17 protein-coding genes are annotated in these 17,323 nt (G+C 63.8%); 13 read left to right on the top strand and 4 right to left on the bottom strand.

Going from position 1 to position 17,323, the window contains the following annotated elements; all coding sequences use genetic code 11:
* Positions 1–179 precede the first annotated feature (179 nt).
* From L981_RS11465 to L981_RS11435, 7 genes are all read left to right on the top strand, one after another.
* Positions 180–1,307: a Gfo/Idh/MocA family protein gene (locus tag L981_RS11465; protein WP_043615525.1), complete on the top strand. Its 1,128-nt coding sequence runs from the start codon at positions 180–182 to the stop codon at positions 1,305–1,307.
* A gap of 213 nt (positions 1,308–1,520) precedes the next feature.
* Positions 1,521–2,375: a MurR/RpiR family transcriptional regulator gene (locus L981_RS11460; RefSeq protein ID WP_043615522.1), complete on the top strand. Its 855-nt coding sequence runs from the start codon at positions 1,521–1,523 to the stop codon at positions 2,373–2,375.
* A gap of 124 nt (positions 2,376–2,499) precedes the next feature.
* Positions 2,500–4,437 (top strand): 5-dehydro-2-deoxygluconokinase, encoded by a 1,938-nt coding sequence (iolC, locus tag L981_RS11455; RefSeq protein WP_043615521.1) that lies wholly within the window; start codon positions 2,500–2,502, stop codon positions 4,435–4,437.
* 75 nt (positions 4,438–4,512) lie between these two features.
* Complete coding sequence (gene iolD / locus L981_RS11450) at positions 4,513–6,366, top strand: 3D-(3,5/4)-trihydroxycyclohexane-1,2-dione acylhydrolase (decyclizing) (protein WP_043615518.1); 1,854 nt, start codon at positions 4,513–4,515, stop codon at positions 6,364–6,366.
* 308 nt (positions 6,367–6,674) lie between these two features.
* Positions 6,675–7,574, top strand: coding sequence for a myo-inosose-2 dehydratase (iolE, locus tag L981_RS11445; RefSeq protein ID WP_043615515.1), 900 nt, complete (start codon positions 6,675–6,677; stop codon positions 7,572–7,574).
* A gap of 233 nt (positions 7,575–7,807) precedes the next feature.
* Positions 7,808–8,608 (top strand): 5-deoxy-glucuronate isomerase, encoded by an 801-nt coding sequence (gene iolB / locus L981_RS11440; RefSeq protein ID WP_043615512.1) that lies wholly within the window; start codon positions 7,808–7,810, stop codon positions 8,606–8,608.
* 78 nt (positions 8,609–8,686) lie between these two features.
* Positions 8,687–9,106 (top strand): GFA family protein, encoded by a 420-nt coding sequence (locus tag L981_RS11435; protein WP_043615510.1) that lies wholly within the window; start codon positions 8,687–8,689, stop codon positions 9,104–9,106.
* A gap of 18 nt (positions 9,107–9,124) precedes the next feature.
* Here the strand turns inward: L981_RS11435 and L981_RS11430 are convergent, their stop codons facing one another.
* Positions 9,125–9,820: a DUF2268 domain-containing putative Zn-dependent protease gene (locus L981_RS11430; protein ID WP_210166424.1), complete on the bottom strand. Its 696-nt coding sequence runs from the start codon at positions 9,818–9,820 to the stop codon at positions 9,125–9,127.
* Positions 9,821–10,004: 184 nt separating this feature from the next.
* Between L981_RS11430 and L981_RS11425 the strand changes: the two genes are divergently transcribed.
* The 3 genes from L981_RS11425 (at position 10,005) to L981_RS11415 (ending at position 12,549) form a co-directional block, all read left to right on the top strand.
* A complete protein-coding gene (locus L981_RS11425) occupies positions 10,005–10,811 on the top strand; it encodes an AraC family transcriptional regulator (protein ID WP_043615508.1) in 807 nt (268 codons plus the stop codon).
* A gap of 94 nt (positions 10,812–10,905) precedes the next feature.
* A complete protein-coding gene (locus tag L981_RS11420) occupies positions 10,906–11,823 on the top strand; it encodes a DMT family transporter (RefSeq protein WP_043615505.1) in 918 nt (305 codons plus the stop codon).
* 33 nt (positions 11,824–11,856) lie between these two features.
* Entirely contained in the window at positions 11,857–12,549 is a 693-nt protein-coding gene (locus tag L981_RS11415) for a B3/4 domain-containing protein (protein ID WP_043615502.1), read from the top strand.
* 79 nt (positions 12,550–12,628) lie between these two features.
* On the opposite strand, the gene L981_RS11410 is transcribed toward L981_RS11415, so the two are convergent.
* Positions 12,629–14,212 (bottom strand): peptide chain release factor 3, encoded by a 1,584-nt coding sequence (locus L981_RS11410; RefSeq protein ID WP_043615500.1) that lies wholly within the window; start codon positions 14,210–14,212, stop codon positions 12,629–12,631.
* Positions 14,213–14,303: 91 nt separating this feature from the next.
* Here L981_RS11410 and dut point away from each other — a divergent pair, with 91 nt between their 5' ends.
* Positions 14,304–14,777 carry a dUTP diphosphatase gene (gene dut / locus L981_RS11405; protein WP_043615498.1) on the top strand — a complete coding sequence of 158 codons (474 nt, stop codon included), beginning with the start codon at positions 14,304–14,306 and terminating at the stop codon, positions 14,775–14,777.
* Between the two features lie 13 nt (positions 14,778–14,790).
* Here dut and L981_RS11400 read toward each other — a convergent pair whose 3' ends face one another.
* Positions 14,791–15,228, bottom strand: a complete 438-nt coding sequence (locus L981_RS11400; RefSeq protein ID WP_043615495.1) for an Lrp/AsnC family transcriptional regulator — start codon at positions 15,226–15,228, stop codon at positions 14,791–14,793.
* Between the two features lie 132 nt (positions 15,229–15,360).
* Here L981_RS11400 and L981_RS11395 point away from each other — a divergent pair, with 132 nt between their 5' ends.
* Both L981_RS11395 and L981_RS11390 read left to right on the top strand, forming a co-directional pair.
* Positions 15,361–16,275 carry a DMT family transporter gene (locus tag L981_RS11395; RefSeq protein ID WP_043615492.1) on the top strand — a complete coding sequence of 305 codons (915 nt, stop codon included), beginning with the start codon at positions 15,361–15,363 and terminating at the stop codon, positions 16,273–16,275.
* Positions 16,272–16,577 (top strand): NIPSNAP family protein, encoded by a 306-nt coding sequence (locus L981_RS11390; RefSeq protein WP_043615489.1) that lies wholly within the window; start codon positions 16,272–16,274, stop codon positions 16,575–16,577. Before L981_RS11395 ends, L981_RS11390 begins: the two co-directional genes overlap by 4 nt.
* Positions 16,578–16,616: 39 nt before the next feature.
* Here the strand turns inward: L981_RS11390 and L981_RS11385 are convergent, their stop codons facing one another.
* Complete coding sequence (locus L981_RS11385) at positions 16,617–17,249, bottom strand: LysE family translocator (RefSeq protein WP_043615486.1); 633 nt, start codon at positions 17,247–17,249, stop codon at positions 16,617–16,619.
* Positions 17,250–17,323: the final 74 nt, after the last annotated feature.

The raw sequence follows: 17,323 nt of genomic DNA, 5'->3' as shown, positions 1-17,323 counted from the left end.
GTTAACACATTCCCCCTTCGTCAAGGTGAAGCTAGCCGGAACACACAGTTTTGGCTGTTTCAAACGGCACAACGTCGGTATCTCCGTCATATTTCGAACAAATATTCCATATTGACAAATCTTGCACAATTCATTTCATTTCGAGCCAATACGGCAGCGCCGCCAGGGAGGAATTCGGCATGGGCAGCAAGCGCAAACTCGGCATCGGCCTGATCGGCACGGGCTTCATGGGCAAGGCCCATGCGCTCGGCTTCACCATTGCCGCGCGGGTCTTCGACCTGCCCTTCGAGCTCGATCTGGTTTCGGTCGCCGACGTGACCGTCGAAAGTGCCGAGCGCGCCCGCGGCCAGCTCGGCTTCCGCAAGGCGACGGCCGACTGGCGGGAACTCCTGACCGATCCGGATATCGACATCATCGACATCACCACGCCGAACCTCTTGCACAAGGAGATGGCGCTGGCGGCGATCGCCCATGGCAAGCACGTCTATTGCGAAAAGCCGCTGGCGCCGACCGTTGCGGAATGCCGCGAGATGGTTGAAGCGGCTGAGAAGGCGGGCGTCGTCACCCAGGTCGGCTTCAACTATCTGAAGAACCCGCTGATCTTCCTTGCCAAGGACATCATCGAAAGCGGCGAGATCGGCGAAATCCGTTCGATGCGCGGCATTCATGCGGAAGACTTCATGGCCGATGCGCAGGTTCCGTGGGGCTGGCGCCTGAACCCGGCCAGCGGTGGCGGCGCGCTTGCCGACATCGGCAGCCACATCATCGCCTCGATGCGCCACCTCGTCGGCCCGATCAGCCGGGTGCTCGCCGAGACCATCATCCAGATCCCCGAACGCCCGGTTTCCGCCGGCTCCAGTGAAACCCGCGCCGTCGAGGTCGACGACATCACCCGCGCCTTCGTGCGCTTCGAAAACGGTGCGACCGGCAGCTTCGAGGCAAGCTGGATCGCAACGGGACGCAAGATGCAGCACGATTTCGAGATCTACGGTTCGAAGGGCAGCATCGTCTTCACCCAGGAGCGGCTGAACGAAATCCGCCTCTACAAGACTGGCGACGATATCCGCACCCGCGGTTTCCGCACCATCTGGGCCGGACCGGAACATCCGCCCTATGGCGCCTTCTGCGTGGCGCCGGGCCACCAGATCGGTTTCAACGACCTGAAGGCCATCGAGGTCAAGGAGTTCCTCGACGCCATCGCCGGCGGCAGGTCGCCATCGACGGATTTCCGCGAAGGCTACGAGGTGCAGAAGGTGCTTTCGGCGACCTATCAATCGGCCAAGACCAACGAATGGGTACGGATTTAAGCGGTTCCCCGACGCGCATTCCCGGACGCAAAACCGCTGCGCACTTTTGCTGGAAATGCTCTCTATCTCGGTACGCATTTCCGGACGCAAAACCGCTGCGCACTTTTGCTAGAAATGCTGGAGGAAAATAGAACGCCTGTTCTATCCCGTTCCCGACTAATCGATTAGGGTGAGGCCGAAAGCCAGACTGATATCGAGGGAGACGAGCGAGACATGGCCACGCCGGAAACGACGACAGAGGTGCCGCAGGATTTCGAGGCGCTGAAGGCCGCCATTCTGGAACGCAAGGCGGAGCTGCCGAAGCGGCTTCGCCAGGTCGCCGCCTATGCGCTCGACAACCCCGACGAAATCGCCTTCGGTACAGCCGCGAGCATCGCCACCTCGGCGGAAGTGCAGCCGTCGACTCTGGTGCGCTTCGCCCAGCATTTCGGCTTCGAGGGCTTTTCCAGCCTGCAGCAGATCTTTCGCGCCCGGCTGCGCGAGCGCACGCCGGGCTATGAGGACCGGCTGAAGGCACTGAGCGCCAACGACCACAGCAAGCTCGAAAGCGGCTCAATCTTCAACGGCTTCGTCGCCGCCGCCCACCGCTCGCTCGACAACATCGCCTCCTCGGTCGATCCGGAAGCCTTCGAGCGCGCCGTCGATATCCTCGCCAAGGCCGACACGATCTACTTGATCGCCAAGCGCCGCTCCTATCCCATCTCCAGTTACATGGCCTATGCCTTCGGCAAGCTGAAGGTGAAGTACCAGCTCGTCGGCACGGCCGCCGGCATCGACGAGGACATGCTGGCGATGGCGACGAAGAACGATGCCGCCTTTGCCGTCAGCTTCTCGCCCTATGCGTCTGAAAGTGCCGCCCAGGCGCGGCTTCTCGCCGAGCGCAAGGTGCCGGTCGTGTCGCTGACAGACTCGGCCTTCTCGCCGCTCGCGGAATCCTCGAAAGTCTGGTTCGAACTGGTCGAGGCCGATCATGCCGGCTTCCGTTCGCTCTCCGCCAGCATGGCCTTTGCCATGGCATTGACGGTCGCCATTGCCGAGAAGCGCCAGCGGCTTGCCGAGGGCAGTTAGGCGAAACGGAACAGATAGAATGAAAATTCCATATTGACTAAACGTCGGAATTTATGTTTCATACGGCCATCACCCACAGTACGGAAATGGTCGGGCCCGCCAAGGTGTCCGCGGGGAGGAAGCAGTGAGCCAGAACGTTTCGGCACAGGGAGCAAAGCCGCTCGACCTGATCACCATCGGCCGGGCCTCGGTCGATCTCTATGGCCAGCAGATCGGCACGCGGCTTGAAGATGTTTCGAGTTTCGCGAAGTCGGTGGGCGGCTGCCCCTGCAACATCTCTGTCGGCACGGCGCGCCTCGGTCTGAAGTCAGCGCTTCTCACCCGCGTCGGCAATGAGCAGATGGGCCGTTTCATCCGCGAGCAGCTCACCCGTGAAGGCGTAGAGACCCGCGGCATTGTCACCGACCCGGAGCGGCTGACTGCGCTTGCAATCCTCGCGGTCGAAAACGACAAGACCTTCCCGCTGCTCTTCTATCGCGACAACTGCGCCGACAACGCGCTCTGCGAAGACGACGTTTCGGAAGAATTCATCCGCTCCGCCCGCGCCGTGCTTGTCTCCGGCACGCATTTTTCCAAGCCGAACACCGACGCTGCCCAGCGCAAGGCGATCCGCATCGCCAAGGAAAACGGCGCGAAGATCGTCTTCGACATCGACTACCGCCCGAACCTCTGGGGCCTTGCCGGCCATGACGCCGGCGAGAGCCGATACATCGCGTCGGATCGCGTTTCGGCGCACCTGAAGACTGTTCTCTCCGATTGCGACCTGATCGTCGGCACAGAAGAAGAAGTGCTGATCGCCTCCGGCGAAAGCGACCTCTTGCAGGCGCTGAAGACGATCCGCTCCCTCTCCAAGGCGACGATTGTGCTTAAGCGCGGCCCCATGGGCTGCATCGTCTATGACGGCCCGATCACCGACGACCTCGAAGACGGTATCGTCGGCAAGGGCTTCCCGATCGAAGTCTACAACGTGCTCGGCGCCGGCGACGCCTTCATGTCCGGCTTCCTGCGCGGCTGGCTGAAAAACGAGCCGCACGCGACGTCGGCCACCTGGGCCAATGCCTGCGGCGCCTTCGCCGTCTCCCGCCTTCTCTGCGCGCCGGAAATCCCGACCTGGACCGAACTGCAGTTCTTCCTGGAAAAGGGCAGCAAGGAGCGGGCCCTGCGCAAGGACGAGGCGATCAACCACGTTCACTGGGCGACCACCCGCCGCCGCGACATTCCGCTGCTGATGGCGCTGGCGATCGACCATCGCAGCCAGCTCGAAGACATGGCCGCCGGTGACCAGTCCCTGCTGGACCGCATTCCAGCGTTCAAGGTGTTGGCGGTGAAGGCCGCCGCCCAGGTCGCGGCCGGACGCTCCGGTTTCGGCATGCTGATCGACGACAAGTACGGCCGTGACGCGCTTTACGCCGCCGGCGCCCACCGCGATTTCTGGATCGGCAAGCCGATCGAGCTTCCGGGCTCGCGGCCGCTGCAATTCGAATTCAGCCAGGATCTCGGCAGCCGCCTGATCGACTGGCCGGTCGACCACTGCATCAAGGTCCTCTCCTTCTATCACCCGGACGATCCGGCCGAGCTGAAGGCCCAGCAGGTGGCAAAGCTCCGCTCGGCCTTCGAGGCGGCGCGCAAGGTTGGCCGTGAGATCCTGATCGAGATCATTGCCGGCAAGCATGGCAAGCTCGACGACCAGACCATTCCGCGGGCCCTGACCGAGCTCTACGATGCCGGCCTCAAGCCGGACTGGTGGAAGCTCGAGCCGCAGGCAAGCCGCGGCGCCTGGGCAGCGATCGATGCCGTCATCGAAGCCCGCGATCCGCTCTGCCGCGGCGTGGTGCTCTTGGGCCTCGAAGCGCCCTATGAGCAACTGAAGGACGGCTTTGCAGCTGCCCGCACGTCGAAGACGGTCCGGGGCTTTGCCGTCGGCCGCACGATCTTCGCCGATGCTGGCAGGGCCTGGCTCGGCGGCACGATGAGCGACGACCAGGCGATCGCCGACATGGCCGGAAAGTTCAAGGCACTTGTCGATCTCTGGCTGCAACTGGGTGAAACAAAGGCGGCATAGGATCGACGCCAAACGTCGGACGATGCAGCAGACAGGGTGGAACGGGACGATTCCGCCACGAGGAGGAAACAGATTATGAGCCAGAAGACCGTGCGTCTGACCATGGCACAGGCGGTGGCGCAGTTCCTGACCCGCCAGATGACCGTCATCGATGGCAAGAAGGTGCCGATCTTCGGCGGCGTCTTCGCGATCTTTGGTCACGGCAACGTCGCCGGCGTCGGCGAAGCGCTGCACGCGATCAAGGAGACGCTGCCGACCTACCGCGCCCAGAACGAACAGGGCATGGCCAATGCCGCGATCGCCTTTGCCAAGGCGAGCTTCCGCCGCCGCTTCATGGCCTGCACCACCTCGATCGGCCCCGGCGCGCTCAACATGGTGACCTCGGCGGCGCTTGCCCATGTCAACCGCCTGCCGGTTCTCTTCCTGCCGGGCGACGTCTTTGCCAACCGCCGTCCCGATCCGGTGCTGCAGCAGGTGGAAAGCTTCGGCGACGGCACGATCTCGGCCAACGACTGCTTCCGCCCGGTGTCGCGCTACTTCGACCGCATCACCCGCCCCGAACAGATCATCCCGGCGCTACGCCGTGCCATGCAGGTGCTGACGGATCCCGCCGATTGCGGCCCGGTGACGCTGTCGCTCTGCCAGGACGTTCAGGCCGAAGCCTATGATTATCCGGAAAACTTCTTCGACGAGAAGGTCTGGGTGCCGCGCCGGATCGAGCCGGATCTCGACGAACTGGCGACCGCGATCGCGGTACTGAAGGAAGCCAAGAAGCCGATCATCATCGCCGGCGGCGGCGTGCTCTATTCGGAAGCGAGCAAGGATCTTGCAGACTTCGCCGAACGCCATGGCATTCCCGTCGTCGAGACGCAGGCCGGCAAGTCGGCGCTGGCGCATTCCCACTCGCTCAACATGGGCTCGGTCGGCGTGACCGGTACCTCCGCCTCCAACGCGCTTGCCGAGGATGCCGACGTGGTTCTCGCCGTCGGCTCGCGCCTGCAGGATTTCACAACGGGTTCCTGGGCGCTGTTCAAAAACGAAGGGCTGAAGATCATCGGCCTCAACGTCCAGCCTTTCGATGCCGGCAAGCACAACGCCCTGCCGCTGATCGCGGACGCGCGCGCTGGTCTCCGCCGCATCTCCGGGGGTCTCGGCGGCCACAAGGTCGACCCGAGCTGGACCGCCAAGGCGAAGGCCGGCAAGGCCGAATGGCTAGCTGTCGCCGACAAGGCAACGGCCACGACCAACGCGGCCCTACCGTCCGACGCCCAGGTGATCGGTGCCGTCCAGCGCGCCCGCGGTGGCAAGAACACGACGCTCGTCTGCGCTGCCGGCGGTCTGCCGGGTGAGCTGCACAAGCTCTGGCAGGCGGAAGAGCCTGGCGGCTACCACATGGAATACGGCTTCTCGACCATGGGCTACGAAGTGGCCGGCGGTCTCGGCGTCAAGCTCGCCAAGCCTGAGAGCGACGTGATCGTCATGGTCGGTGACGGCAGCTACATGATGCTGAATTCGGAGATCGCCTCTTCGATCATGCTTGGCGCCAAGTTCACGATCGTGCTGCTCGACAATGCCGGCTACGGCTGCATCAACCGACTGCAGATGGGCACCGGTAGCGCCAACTTCAACAATCTCTTGAAAGACACCCATCACGTCGAACTGCCGCAGATCGACTTCGCGGCGCATGCCGGCGCGATGGGCGCCGTCACCCGCAAGGTCGGCTCGATCTCCGAACTCGAAGCGGCGCTCAAGGAAACGGCAAGCGAGACGCGCACGACCGTCATCGTCATCGACACCGACCCGCTGATCACCACCGAGGCCGGTGGCCACTGGTGGGATGTCGCGGTGCCCGAAGTCTCGGGTCGCGCCCAGGTCAACGCGGCGCGCGAGGGCTACGAGAAGGCGCTCGCCGCACAGCGCTTCGGCTGAACAAGAACACGGCGCTCGCGTTTTTATACGCGAGCGCTTTTTGCGTGTCGGGCAAGGCCCGAAGGATGAGACGTTGACAACAGCCCCTCACCCTAACCCTCTCCCCGCTGGCGGGGAGAGGGGACGTGCCCCAAAGAGAGATCGAGATTGGGGTACTCGGGCGCGGCATATGCCTTCTCCCCGCAAGCGGGGAGAAGGTGGCGGCAGCCGGATGAGGGGCAGGCCCCTCACCGGGCGGATGAGGGGCTGCCTGAACAGCAAATGAAGAATGGCGAAGCAACCGCTTCAGCAGACAGAAAGTGAAAGACATGATCCGCTACGGAACCAACCCGATCGCCTGGAGCAACGACGACGATCATTCGATCGGCGCGCATCTGACGCTCGAGGACTGCCTGTCCGATTGCCAGAAGATCGGCTTCGACGGCATCGAGAAGGGCCACAAGATGCCGTCCGATCCGGAAGCACTGAAGCAGAAGCTCGGCGCTTACGATCTCGTCTTCGTTTCCGGCTGGCACTCGACCAACCTGCTCACCCATGACGTCGAGGCCGAGAAGAAGGCGATCCAGCCGCATCTCGATCTGCTGAAGCACAATGGCTGCAAGGTGGCGATCGTCTGCGAAACCTCGAACGCCATCCATGGCGACGACGGCAAGTCGGTCGCAAACGACAAGCCAGTCCTGCCGGCCGACCAGTGGAAGACGTTCGGCGCCGACCTCGAAGCGATCGCTCAGTATTGCGCCGACCAGGGCATCGACCTCGTCTACCACCACCACATGGGCACGATCGTCCAGACCGGCGAGGAAATCGACCTCCTGATGCAGAACACCGGCCCGGCGACCAAGCTGCTGCTCGATACCGGCCATGCCTGGTTCGGCGGTTCCGATCCGGCGGAAGTTGCGAAGAAATACATGCACCGCGTCCGCCACATCCATTGCAAGAACGTGCGGCCCGCCGTCCGCAAGGTCGTTGAGGGCGAAGGCCTCTCCTTCCTCGAAGGCGTGCGCCGTGGCGTCTTCACGGTTCCCGGCGACAGCGAAGGCGGCGTCGACTTCCTGCCCGTGCTGAAGATCGCCGCCGAGCACAATTATTCCGGCTGGCTGGTGATCGAAGCCGAGCAGGACTCGGCCGTGCGCAACCCGTTCGAGTACCAGTCGCTCGGGCTGAAGTCGCTGAAGGCCTTCGCCAAGGAAGCCGGGCTCGACAGGTAAGCCGTCACGTTCGGTTGCTGGGTGATGGGAATACCCCTCATCCGGCTGCCGCCACCTTCTCCCCGCTGGCGGGGAGAAGGGATATGCCGCACCGTCGCCCTCCTCGCGCTCCGGCGAAGCAGAAAGTAGCGGCGAACTCGACAATCCCCTCTCCCCGCCTGCGGGGAGAGGGTTAGGGTGAGGGGCAAGCCATACGTTCGGCGTGCCCTAGAAAAGAATTCAGGGAGATCGACATGTCCAAGCTGCTCGTCAAACCGAAAGCCAAATCGGGCCTCATGCAAAACGTGACGCCGGAGAGCGCCGGCTGGACCTATGTCGGCTTCGCGCTGGAACGGCTGAAAGCCGGTGAGACGACCGAAGGCGAGACCGGCGACAAGGAAATCTGCCTGGTGCTGGTCTCCGGCAAGGCGAAGGTCGCCGTCGACGGCGAAAGCCTCGGCGAGCTCGGAGAGCGCATGACGCCGTTCGAGGGCCAGCCCTATGCCGTCTACGTGCCGAAAGGCAGCCGCTGGCAGGCAACGGCCACCTCCGACCTCGACCTTGCCATCTGCTCGGCCCCGGGCGGCGACGGCTTCAAGGCGAAGGTCATCGCCCCAGGCACCCATCCGCAGATGACCCGCGGCAAGGGCACCAACACCCGCTACGTCACCAACATCATGCCGGAAGACGACGGCTCGGCGCAGTCGCTGCTCGTCGTCGAGGTGATCACGCCCGGCGGCCACACCTCCTCCTATCCGCCGCACAAGCACGACCAGGACGACCTGCCGGCCGAGAGCTATCTGGAAGAGACCTACTACCACCGCATCAACCCGCCGCAGGGTTTTGCGATGCAGCGCGTCTATACCGACGACCGCTCGCTCGACGAATCCATGGCTGTCGAGGACGGTGACGTGACGCTGGTGCCGAAGGGCTATCATCCGGTCGCCGCCGTGCATGGCTACGACGTCTACTATCTCAACGTCATGGCCGGGCCGAAGCGCATCTGGAAGTTCCACAACGCCCGCGAACACGAGTGGCTGTTTACCGGCGTGTAAGCGGCGGCGAACCAAATGAGAGCGGCATAGCCTTTTTGCCCGGACCGCCCTAGCTTTCCCGCTTTCAGGGAGGGCTTCATGCATATCGACGGGCAATGCCATTGCGGCTTCGTGACCTATGAGGCGGAGATCGATCCGGCCGATGTCGGCATCTGCCATTGCACCGATTGCCAGCAATTGACGGGATCCGCCTACCGCGTCACCGCCGGCACGGAGCGGGAGAACTTCCGGCTGACCGGCGGCGAACCGAAGCTCTATGTGAAGATCGGCGCAAACGGGCGGCAGCGGCTGCAGTTCTTCTGCCCCAACTGCGGCTCGCCGATCTATACGACCGGCACGGACGAGGACGCCCTGGAGGTCGGCATCCGGGTGGGAACGGTCAACCAGCGCCGGCAGCTCCGGCCACGCTCACAGATCTGGTGCGCCTCGGCACTGCCCTGGATCGGCGACGTCAGGAAGCTGCCGGGGCGTGATCGCGACGAGCCGCCTCACGCCTAGCCGCCTCGGACGGAACCATCATGCCGCAACGAGCAGGCGTTCCTTGAGCGGCGCCCAGGCTTCGCCGATCACCACCGATGCGGGCGTTGCCGTCATCTGCGACGGGCGCGCGTCCGGGTTCGCCGCCAGATAGGTCTTCACCAGGTGATAGCCGATCGTGTAGCCGGCCCAGCGCGGCAGGGAGCGATCGGTGCCGAAAAACCAGCCCGCATGATCATAGGTCTCGGCCCAAAGCTCTCGCTCGGCGCGCTCCAACAGGCTTTCCCAGTCTGCAGCTTTGAGCGCATGATTCCACGCGTGGCCGTCGCCGCCGTTGATTTCCGCATCGAAGGCATCGGCTAGCCCCTCGCTGACCAAAGCTTCGCCGAGCTTGGAACCATAACCGCAGGCGCCGTGGCGGAAGGAATGATGCAGCTCGTGCGTCAGCAACTTGCGCACCTCTCCTGCAGCAAGGCTTACCTCGAAATTCTCGTTGCCGGGATCGACCGTGAAAAAGACCAGCGCCCTGCGATAGCAGGCACCTGCAACACCGAGTTCGGGAATCGTCTCGCCCGCACGATGCTCGACGAGGACATCGATGGGTGCGGCGCTGTCTGAGGCAGAAACCGCCGCGCCGATCCGCTCGGCGGTCTCGCGCACGGACTGCAGTATCCGTTCGCGCCACGGCGCCAGAGATCCGTCCGCTTCGAGGAAGTGAACACGCAGATCCAGCATTTCGATCATCTCCCTTTCGCGCCGCTTGGGATCGCAACGTAAGGATGCGGCCGGTGATTGCAACGTCGAAAAGATGAAAGTTTCCGTGAGCCGCGGATGTGAGCCCGAGGACGCGTCATTGCGATGGCCGGAGGCGGCTCTGCGGTGTACAAGACAAAGCTGGAGACCGGAGCAGGCGCGCGAGATGGCGAAGGGCAAGATCAGGATGTTGCGCAGTGCGGCCGCGGGCATAGACGCGGTCGAGGCCGAAACGCGCCAGTCCTTCGCCCGTCACACGCACGACCAGTTCGGCATCGGTCTCATCTATGAGGGGGCGCAGAAGTCGCTCAGTGGCCGTGGCATGGTCGAAGCCGGCGCCGGCGACATGATCACCGTCAACCCTGGCGAAGTGCATGACGGCATGCCGATCGGCGATGCCGGCCGCGCCTGGCGCATGCTCTATTTCGATCCATCCGTCATCGCCACTTCCGCCGAGGATATCAGCCAGGGCCGCGCGGATTCCGGCGAGTTCACTGCCCCCGCCTTTCACGACCGGGAGGTGGCAGATCAATTTCGGTCGCTGTTTGCGGCCATCACCGACCCAACGGCCAGGGCCGACGCCATCCGGCATGAAGAACAGCTCCTCATGCTGCTGGAAGGCGTTCTTGCCACCGGCAAGCGAAACCAGGGTGAGAGGCCGGCAACAGTCACGGCGGCCAAGGCGATGATCGACGACGACCCGACGGCCGCGATCACGCTGGCCGATCTTGCCGCTGAAGCCGGGCTCAGCCGCTTTCAACTGGTGCGCAATTTCGCGAGCGCGGTCGGCCTGACGCCACATGCCTATATCGTCCAGCGCCGGATCGATCTCGCTCGCCGCCTGATCGGTGGAGGCATGCCGCTGGCGGAGGCTGCGTTTACGGCCGGCTTTGCCGACCAGAGCCATATGACCCGCGTCTTCGTCAGCAAATATGGCCTCTCGCCCGGCATTTATGCCGAGGCCAGAAAGTAACACCCGCAATTCCGTTCAAGACCAGAGCCCTCCCCGGGCGCATTGCTGCACCAGCCGCGCAGCGACAAGCGTGGCGTAGCAACGGAGAACGGACGTGTCGGGAAAATTTCAAGGCTATCTCTACCTGTCACTGGCGATGATCCTCGTCGGCAGCACGGTCATCGCCAGCAAGATCATCGCGGCGGGCCTGCCACCGTTCACGGCCACCGCGCTGCGCTTTGCCGTCGCCTTCCCGCTCTTCCTGCTGTTGATGTGGCTCACCAGGACGTCATGGCCGAAACTGAAAGGCCGCGACTGGCTTCTCCTCATCGCCCAGGCGGGGGCCGGCAGCGTCGGCTATACGACGCTCTTGATCGCCGGCCTGAGCCTGACGTCGGCAACCGATGCCGGCGTGGTGATCGGCACCCTACCGGTGGTTTCCGCCGCCATCGCCATCCTTCTTCTCGGCGAGCGTCCGGACCGCAAAGTGCTTGCGGCGATCGCGCTTGCCGCAGCCGGCGTGCTCACCATCGTCTTCAAGCCCGGTGAAGGCGGCGCCCATTCGCCGCTCGGCATCGCCCTTATCTTCGGTGCCGTCATCTGCGAGGGCCTGTTCATCCTTCTCAACAAGCGCGTGAAGACGGAGATCTCGCCGCTGGCGCTTTCGACGCTGATGGCCGGCCTCGGCTTCGTGGTCGCCCTCATCCCCGCGCTCTTCGAGACGCATGCAACGGCCGCGATCGACAGGGACGCAATCGTTGCGGTTCTCTACTACGCCCTCATCCCGACCGTTGCCGGCTTCCTGCTCTGGTATGCGGGGTCGGCCAAAGTGAGCGGCACGGAGGCTTCCGTCTTCACCGCGCTGGCGCCCGTTTCAGCCGTCGCCTTTGCCTTTCTCTTGCTCGGCGAGCCGGTCGGCGCCCCACAATTGCTTGGGATCGGCTGTGTACTCGCCGCCGTCCTCGGCATGACCCTACCCCAGATCCGCGCTGGCCGAAGGACAGCACGCGCCCTTCCGACCGCAAAGGCCTGAACCAGAATGAACGCATCCACTTCGAGGACTTCCATGCACTTCCAGCACGCAGGCGACATCTGGCGCGACTTCCCGGAGCTGAGCGCCGGCGCGCTTTTCATCGATGGCATCAGCGGCGGCGTCTCGGTCGGGGACCATGTTCGCCAGTTCCAAGCGATCGCGAACGATCGCCTCGGCGCAGGTTCGGAAAGCGACCTGCCCGAGATCCAGGCCTGGCGCCGGACCTTCGCCAAGATGGGATTGAAGCCGACGCAGTATCGCTCGGCGTCTGAAGCCTTGCTCCGGCGCTTCCGCAAGGAAGGCGACCTACCCTCGATCCACCCGCTGATCGATCTCTGTAACGCAGCGTCGCTCGCCTTCGCCATACCGATCGCGGTCTTCGATCTGGCGCAGGTTGCCGGCCATCTGCATGTCTGCCGGGCATTCGGCAACGAGAGCTATCTGACGTTCTCAGGAGAAACGGAAAATCCGGAACCAGCCGAAGTGGTCTTCACTGACGCGGAGGGGCGGGCGCATGCCCGGCGCTGGACCAACCGGCAGGGCGGCCTTTCGGCGATACGACCTGAGACAACGCGAGCGCTGATCGTGGCAGAAGCGCTGCACGAGACGGCACGTGAGGACATCGACCGCCTGCTCACAGCACTTTCGCCGGCCATCGAACAGACCTGGGGCGCTCGTCCAAGCATGGCCATGCTCGATCGTTCGTCGCCGCGTTTCGATTTTTAGGTTTAGGGATTTCGTTCGGAAAGGGCGCTTGTGCGCCGAGAGGCCGGCCGATGCCTTGGCACCGGCCGGACGCAAACAATCAGGCCGCCTTGGCGACGTGATATTCCTTGATCGCGACCATCTTGATCGCCGGGTAGCGCTCGGCCTCGTAGCGCAGCGAGAAGCTGTCCTGCGCCAGGAACACCGGGTCGCCGTCGAGATCGCGGGCAATGTCGCCGCGGCGGGCCGTGACGAACTTGTCGAGTTCGGCCGGCTGATCGGACGAGATCCAGCGGCAGACCGAGAAGCGCGACATTTCGAAGGAGACCGGCAGGCCGTATTCGGCGCTGAGGCGCTCCTTCAGAACGTCGAGCTGCAGCGCGCCGACCACGCCGACAATCGCCGGAGAACCGTCTTCCGGCGAGAAGAGCTGCACGACGCCCTCTTCCGCCATCTGCTGCAGCGCTTCCTTCAGCTTCTTTGCCTTCATCGCATCTTCCAAGCGCACGCGGCGCAGGATTTCAGGCGAGAAGTTCGGCACGCCCTGGAACACCAGCGGCTCGCCCTCGGTCAGCGTGTCGCCGATCCGGAGCGTGCCATGGTTCGGGATACCGACGACATCGCCTGCGTAGGCCGTGTCGGCGAGCTGGCGCTGCGAGGCGAAGAAGAACTGCGGGGCGCTCAGGCCCAGCTGCTTGCCGGTGCGCGACAGGCGCGCCTTCATGCCGCGCTCGAGCTTGCCGGAGCAGACCCGGGCAAAGGCGATGCGGTCGCGATGGTTCGGGTCCATGTTGGCCTGGATCTTGAAGACGAAGGCCGTCATCTTGTCGTCGGTGGCATGCACCGTGCGGACATCCGCCACCTGGTCGCGCGGCGGCGGCGCGATGTCGCCGAGCGCGTTGATGAGATCGCGCACACCGAAGTTGCGCAGCGCCGAGCCGAAGAAGACCGGCGTCAGGTGACCTTCAAGGAAAGCCTTCTTGTCGAAGGGCTTGCACGCCTCGATCGCCAGCATCAGCTCTTCGGTAAAGGCGTCGCGCTCGTTTTCCGGCAGGCGATGGGAGGCCATCTCCGGGCCGTTGACCTTGGTCGGGATTTCCTGCGTGTCGGACCCGCGTACGGTGTTGTCGGCGAGGTTGTAGGAGCCGCAGAAGGTCTTGGAGCGCCCGATCGGCCAGGTCACCGGCGCGCAGTCGAGCGCCAGCTTTTCCTCGACCTCGTCCAGGATCTCGAAGGGGTCGCGGCTTTCGCGGTCCATCTTGTTGACGAAGGTGATGATCGGGATGTCGCGCATGCGGCAGACTTCGAAGAGCTTCAGCGTGCGCGGTTCGATACCCTTGGCCGCATCGATGACCATGACGGCCGCGTCCACCGCCGTCAGCGTGCGGTAGGTGTCGTCGGCGAAGTCCTCGTGACCGGGCGTATCGAGAATGTTGAAGACGTTGCCGCCATACTCGAAGGTCATCACCGAGGTGACGACCGAGATGCCGCGCTCGCGCTCGATCTTCATCCAGTCCGAACGGGTCTGGATGCGGTCCTTCTTGGCCTTGACCTCACCGGCGAGCTGAATGGCACCGCCGAACAGCAGCAACTTTTCCGTGAGCGTGGTCTTACCGGCGTCCGGGTGGGCGATAATCGCAAATGTGCGGCGGCGGGAGACCGCCTCGGCGAGAGTTTCAGCCATATCGTAAAATCCTGTGAGTTGCCGCGTCCTTTACAGGCTCGGCCCCGATTATGCAATTGACCGAGGCGCCCGTGGCCCGGCTTATGCGGGCATGAGCACGCACACGCCCCTATCCCGCCCGACCCTCAACCTCGTTCGCCTGCCGCACGGCGAAGGCCTGGACCTTCCGGCCTACGAGACCGCAGGCGCTGCCGGCATGGATTTGCGCGCAGGCGTTCCCGCCGATCGGCCGCTGATGCTGAACCCAGGCAAGCGCGCCCTCGTTCCGACCGGCTTCATCTTCGAAGTGCCCGCTGGCTACGAGGCGCAGATCCGCCCGCGCTCTGGCCTTGCCTTCAAGCACGGCATCACCTGCCTCAACACGCCCGGCACGATCGACAGCGACTATCGCGGCGAAGTGAAGGTGCTGCTGGTCAATCTCGGCGACGAGGAGTTCATCATCGAGCGCGGCATGCGCATCGCCCAGATGGTGATCGCACCGGTCACGCAGGTGACGGTTCGCGAGGCCGACGGGGCAAGCGAGACGGCACGCGGCGCCGGCGGCTTCGGCTCGACCGGCGTTTAAGCCAGATTTCCCATTAAAGGAGCGGCGGCAGGCGGCGCTTGACCGGCGTCGACTTGACGATCGAGGTGTTGGTCTGCGCCTTCTCGGCGATCCGGTCGAGGATCGTGTCGAGCTGCGCCATGTCGCGCACGTAGAGCTTGGCGATGAAACAGTCGTCGCCGGTGACCTTGTCGCACTCGACGAATTCCGGCGTTTCCTGGATCAGCCGCTCGACGATGTGCAGCATGCCCGGCATCGGCCGCACGCGGATGACCGCCTGCAGCGGGTAGCCGACCTTGGCGGGGTTGAGGGCGATGGTGAAACCGTCGAGGACGCCGCGCTCTTCGAGCTTGCGCAGCCGATCCGCAGCACTCGGAGAGGAGAGCCCCGCCTCCTGCGCCAGTTCCTTCAGCGACACCCGGGCATTGGCTGCCAGTATGTCGAGGATTCGTCGGTCTATCTCGTCCAGCATCACGACACCATAAGTCACAACAACAATCAGAACTTCGATAATTAGGCAATATAGCATAATCGCCTTCGTTCATCCATGGGAAAGGCCATGAGTACCGGCTATTCTGCGATCACCAATAGGAGAGCAGTGACCATGAATACCGAACTCAAACGCGGCAGTATCGAGATGACGGCAGCAATGCTGATCTCCGGTACCATCGGCTGGTTCGTGCTGATGTCGGGGCAGCCGGTGACGAGCGTGGTGTTCTGGCGCTGCGTCTTCGGGGCCGTGACACTCGTTGCCATCGCCTGGGCGCTCGGACTTCTCGACCGTCGTCACTTCAGTCGTCGGATGCTGCTGCTGTCGGTCGTCGGCGGCATCGCCATCGTCGTCAACTGGCTGCTGCTGTTCGCCGCCTATTCCCACGCATCGATCTCGATCGCGACCATGGTCTACAACACCCAGCCCTTCATGCTCTTGGGGCTCGGCGCGGTGTTCCTCGGGGAGAAGATCACTGTCACCAAGATCTTCTGGCTCCTGGTGTCGTTCGCCGGCATGCTCGCGATCATTTCGGCCAAGCCCGGCCAGGGCTTCGCGCCCGAAGACTACCTGATCGGCGTTGCCCTTTCGATCGGCGCTGCCTTCTTCTACGCGATCGCGGCGATTGCGACCAAGCTGCTCAAGGGCACGCCGCCGCATCTGATCGCGCTGATCCAGGTGATCACCGGCACCGTGATGCTGGCACCGATGGCGCTTGCCGCACCCGCCCCGTCAGGCGCAACGCAATGGTCGATCGTCCTGACCCTCGGCATCATCCACACCGGGCTGATGTATGTGCTGCTCTACGGCGCGATCCAGCGGCTGCCGACACATGTGACCGGCGCGCTTTCCTTCATCTATCCGATCGCCGCGATCGTCGTCGACCGCTTCGCCTTCGGGCACCAGCTGCAGCCGATCCAGATCGCTGGCTCGGTCGCGATCCTCGTTGCCGCCGCCGGCATGACTCTTGGCTGGAAACTTCGGTTTCCGTCTTCTATCAAGCGGGAACGCGAAGGGAGAACCGCATGATCACCTGCTACCTGAAATACGTTATCGACCCTTACAAGGCGGCCGAGTTCGAGCATTATGCCAAGCTCTGGATCCCGCTCGTCAATCGGCTGGGCGGCACGCATCACGGGTACTTCCTGCCGCACGAGGGGGCGAACAATATTGCGCTGGCGCTCTTCAGCTTTCCGAGCCTGGCCGCATACGAGGCCTACCGCAAGGAAATGGCCGCGGATCCGGAATGCCAGGACGCCTTCGCCTATGCCGAGAAGACACGCTGCATCCTCAGCTACGAGCGCAGCTTCATGCGGCCGGTTTTCGAGTAAGCGCGCTCCGGGATTGACGAAGGCATCGGCAAGCGCGCGTTAGCGCCGCGCTTCCGAGGCCATGCTCAGCGCGAAGCCGAACAGCGCCGTACCCATCGCCCAGCGCTGCACCACCATGAACAACGGCCGCCCGGCAAGGAAGGCGGCGATACCGCTGGCGGCGAGCGCAATCATGGCGTTGACGGTCACGCTGGTCGCGATCTGGATCGAGCCGAAGACCAGCGATTGCCCGAGCACGTTGCCGAGTTCCGGCCGGATGAATTGCGGCAGCAGCGAGAGATAGAGCACCGCCACCTTGGGATTGAGCAGGCTCGTCAGGAAGCCCATGACGAACAGCTTCTTCGGCCCATCCTTCGGTAGGTTCTTGACCTGAAAGGGCGAGCGGCCACCGGGCCTGACGGCCTGCCAGGCGAGATAGAGAAGATAGGCCGCACCGGCGATGCGAAGCGCATCATAGGCAAAGGGTACGGCCAGGAGCAGCGCCGTGATCCCGAGTGCCGCCGAGACCATGTAGACGACGAAGCCGAGCGCCACCCCGCCGAGCGAGATCAAGCCGGCGCCAGGCCCCTGGCTGATCGAGCGCGAGATCAGATAGATCATGTTCGGCCCCGGCGTCAGCACCATGCCAAGGGCCAGGAGGGCAAAGCCGATCATATCCTTCAACTCGGGCATGGAGAGGCGCCTTTCGCTCGTTTTCAGCAAGCTCTACGCATTTCGCTGCAGCGGACAACGCCAGACTTGTCACC

The sequence above is a fragment of the Ensifer sp. ZNC0028 genome (assembly GCF_000799055.1).
Taxonomy (GTDB): domain Bacteria; phylum Pseudomonadota; class Alphaproteobacteria; order Rhizobiales; family Rhizobiaceae; genus Ensifer.
Note: the sequence above shows the minus strand (reverse complement) of the source record. Positions and strands in the feature narration are given on the sequence as shown.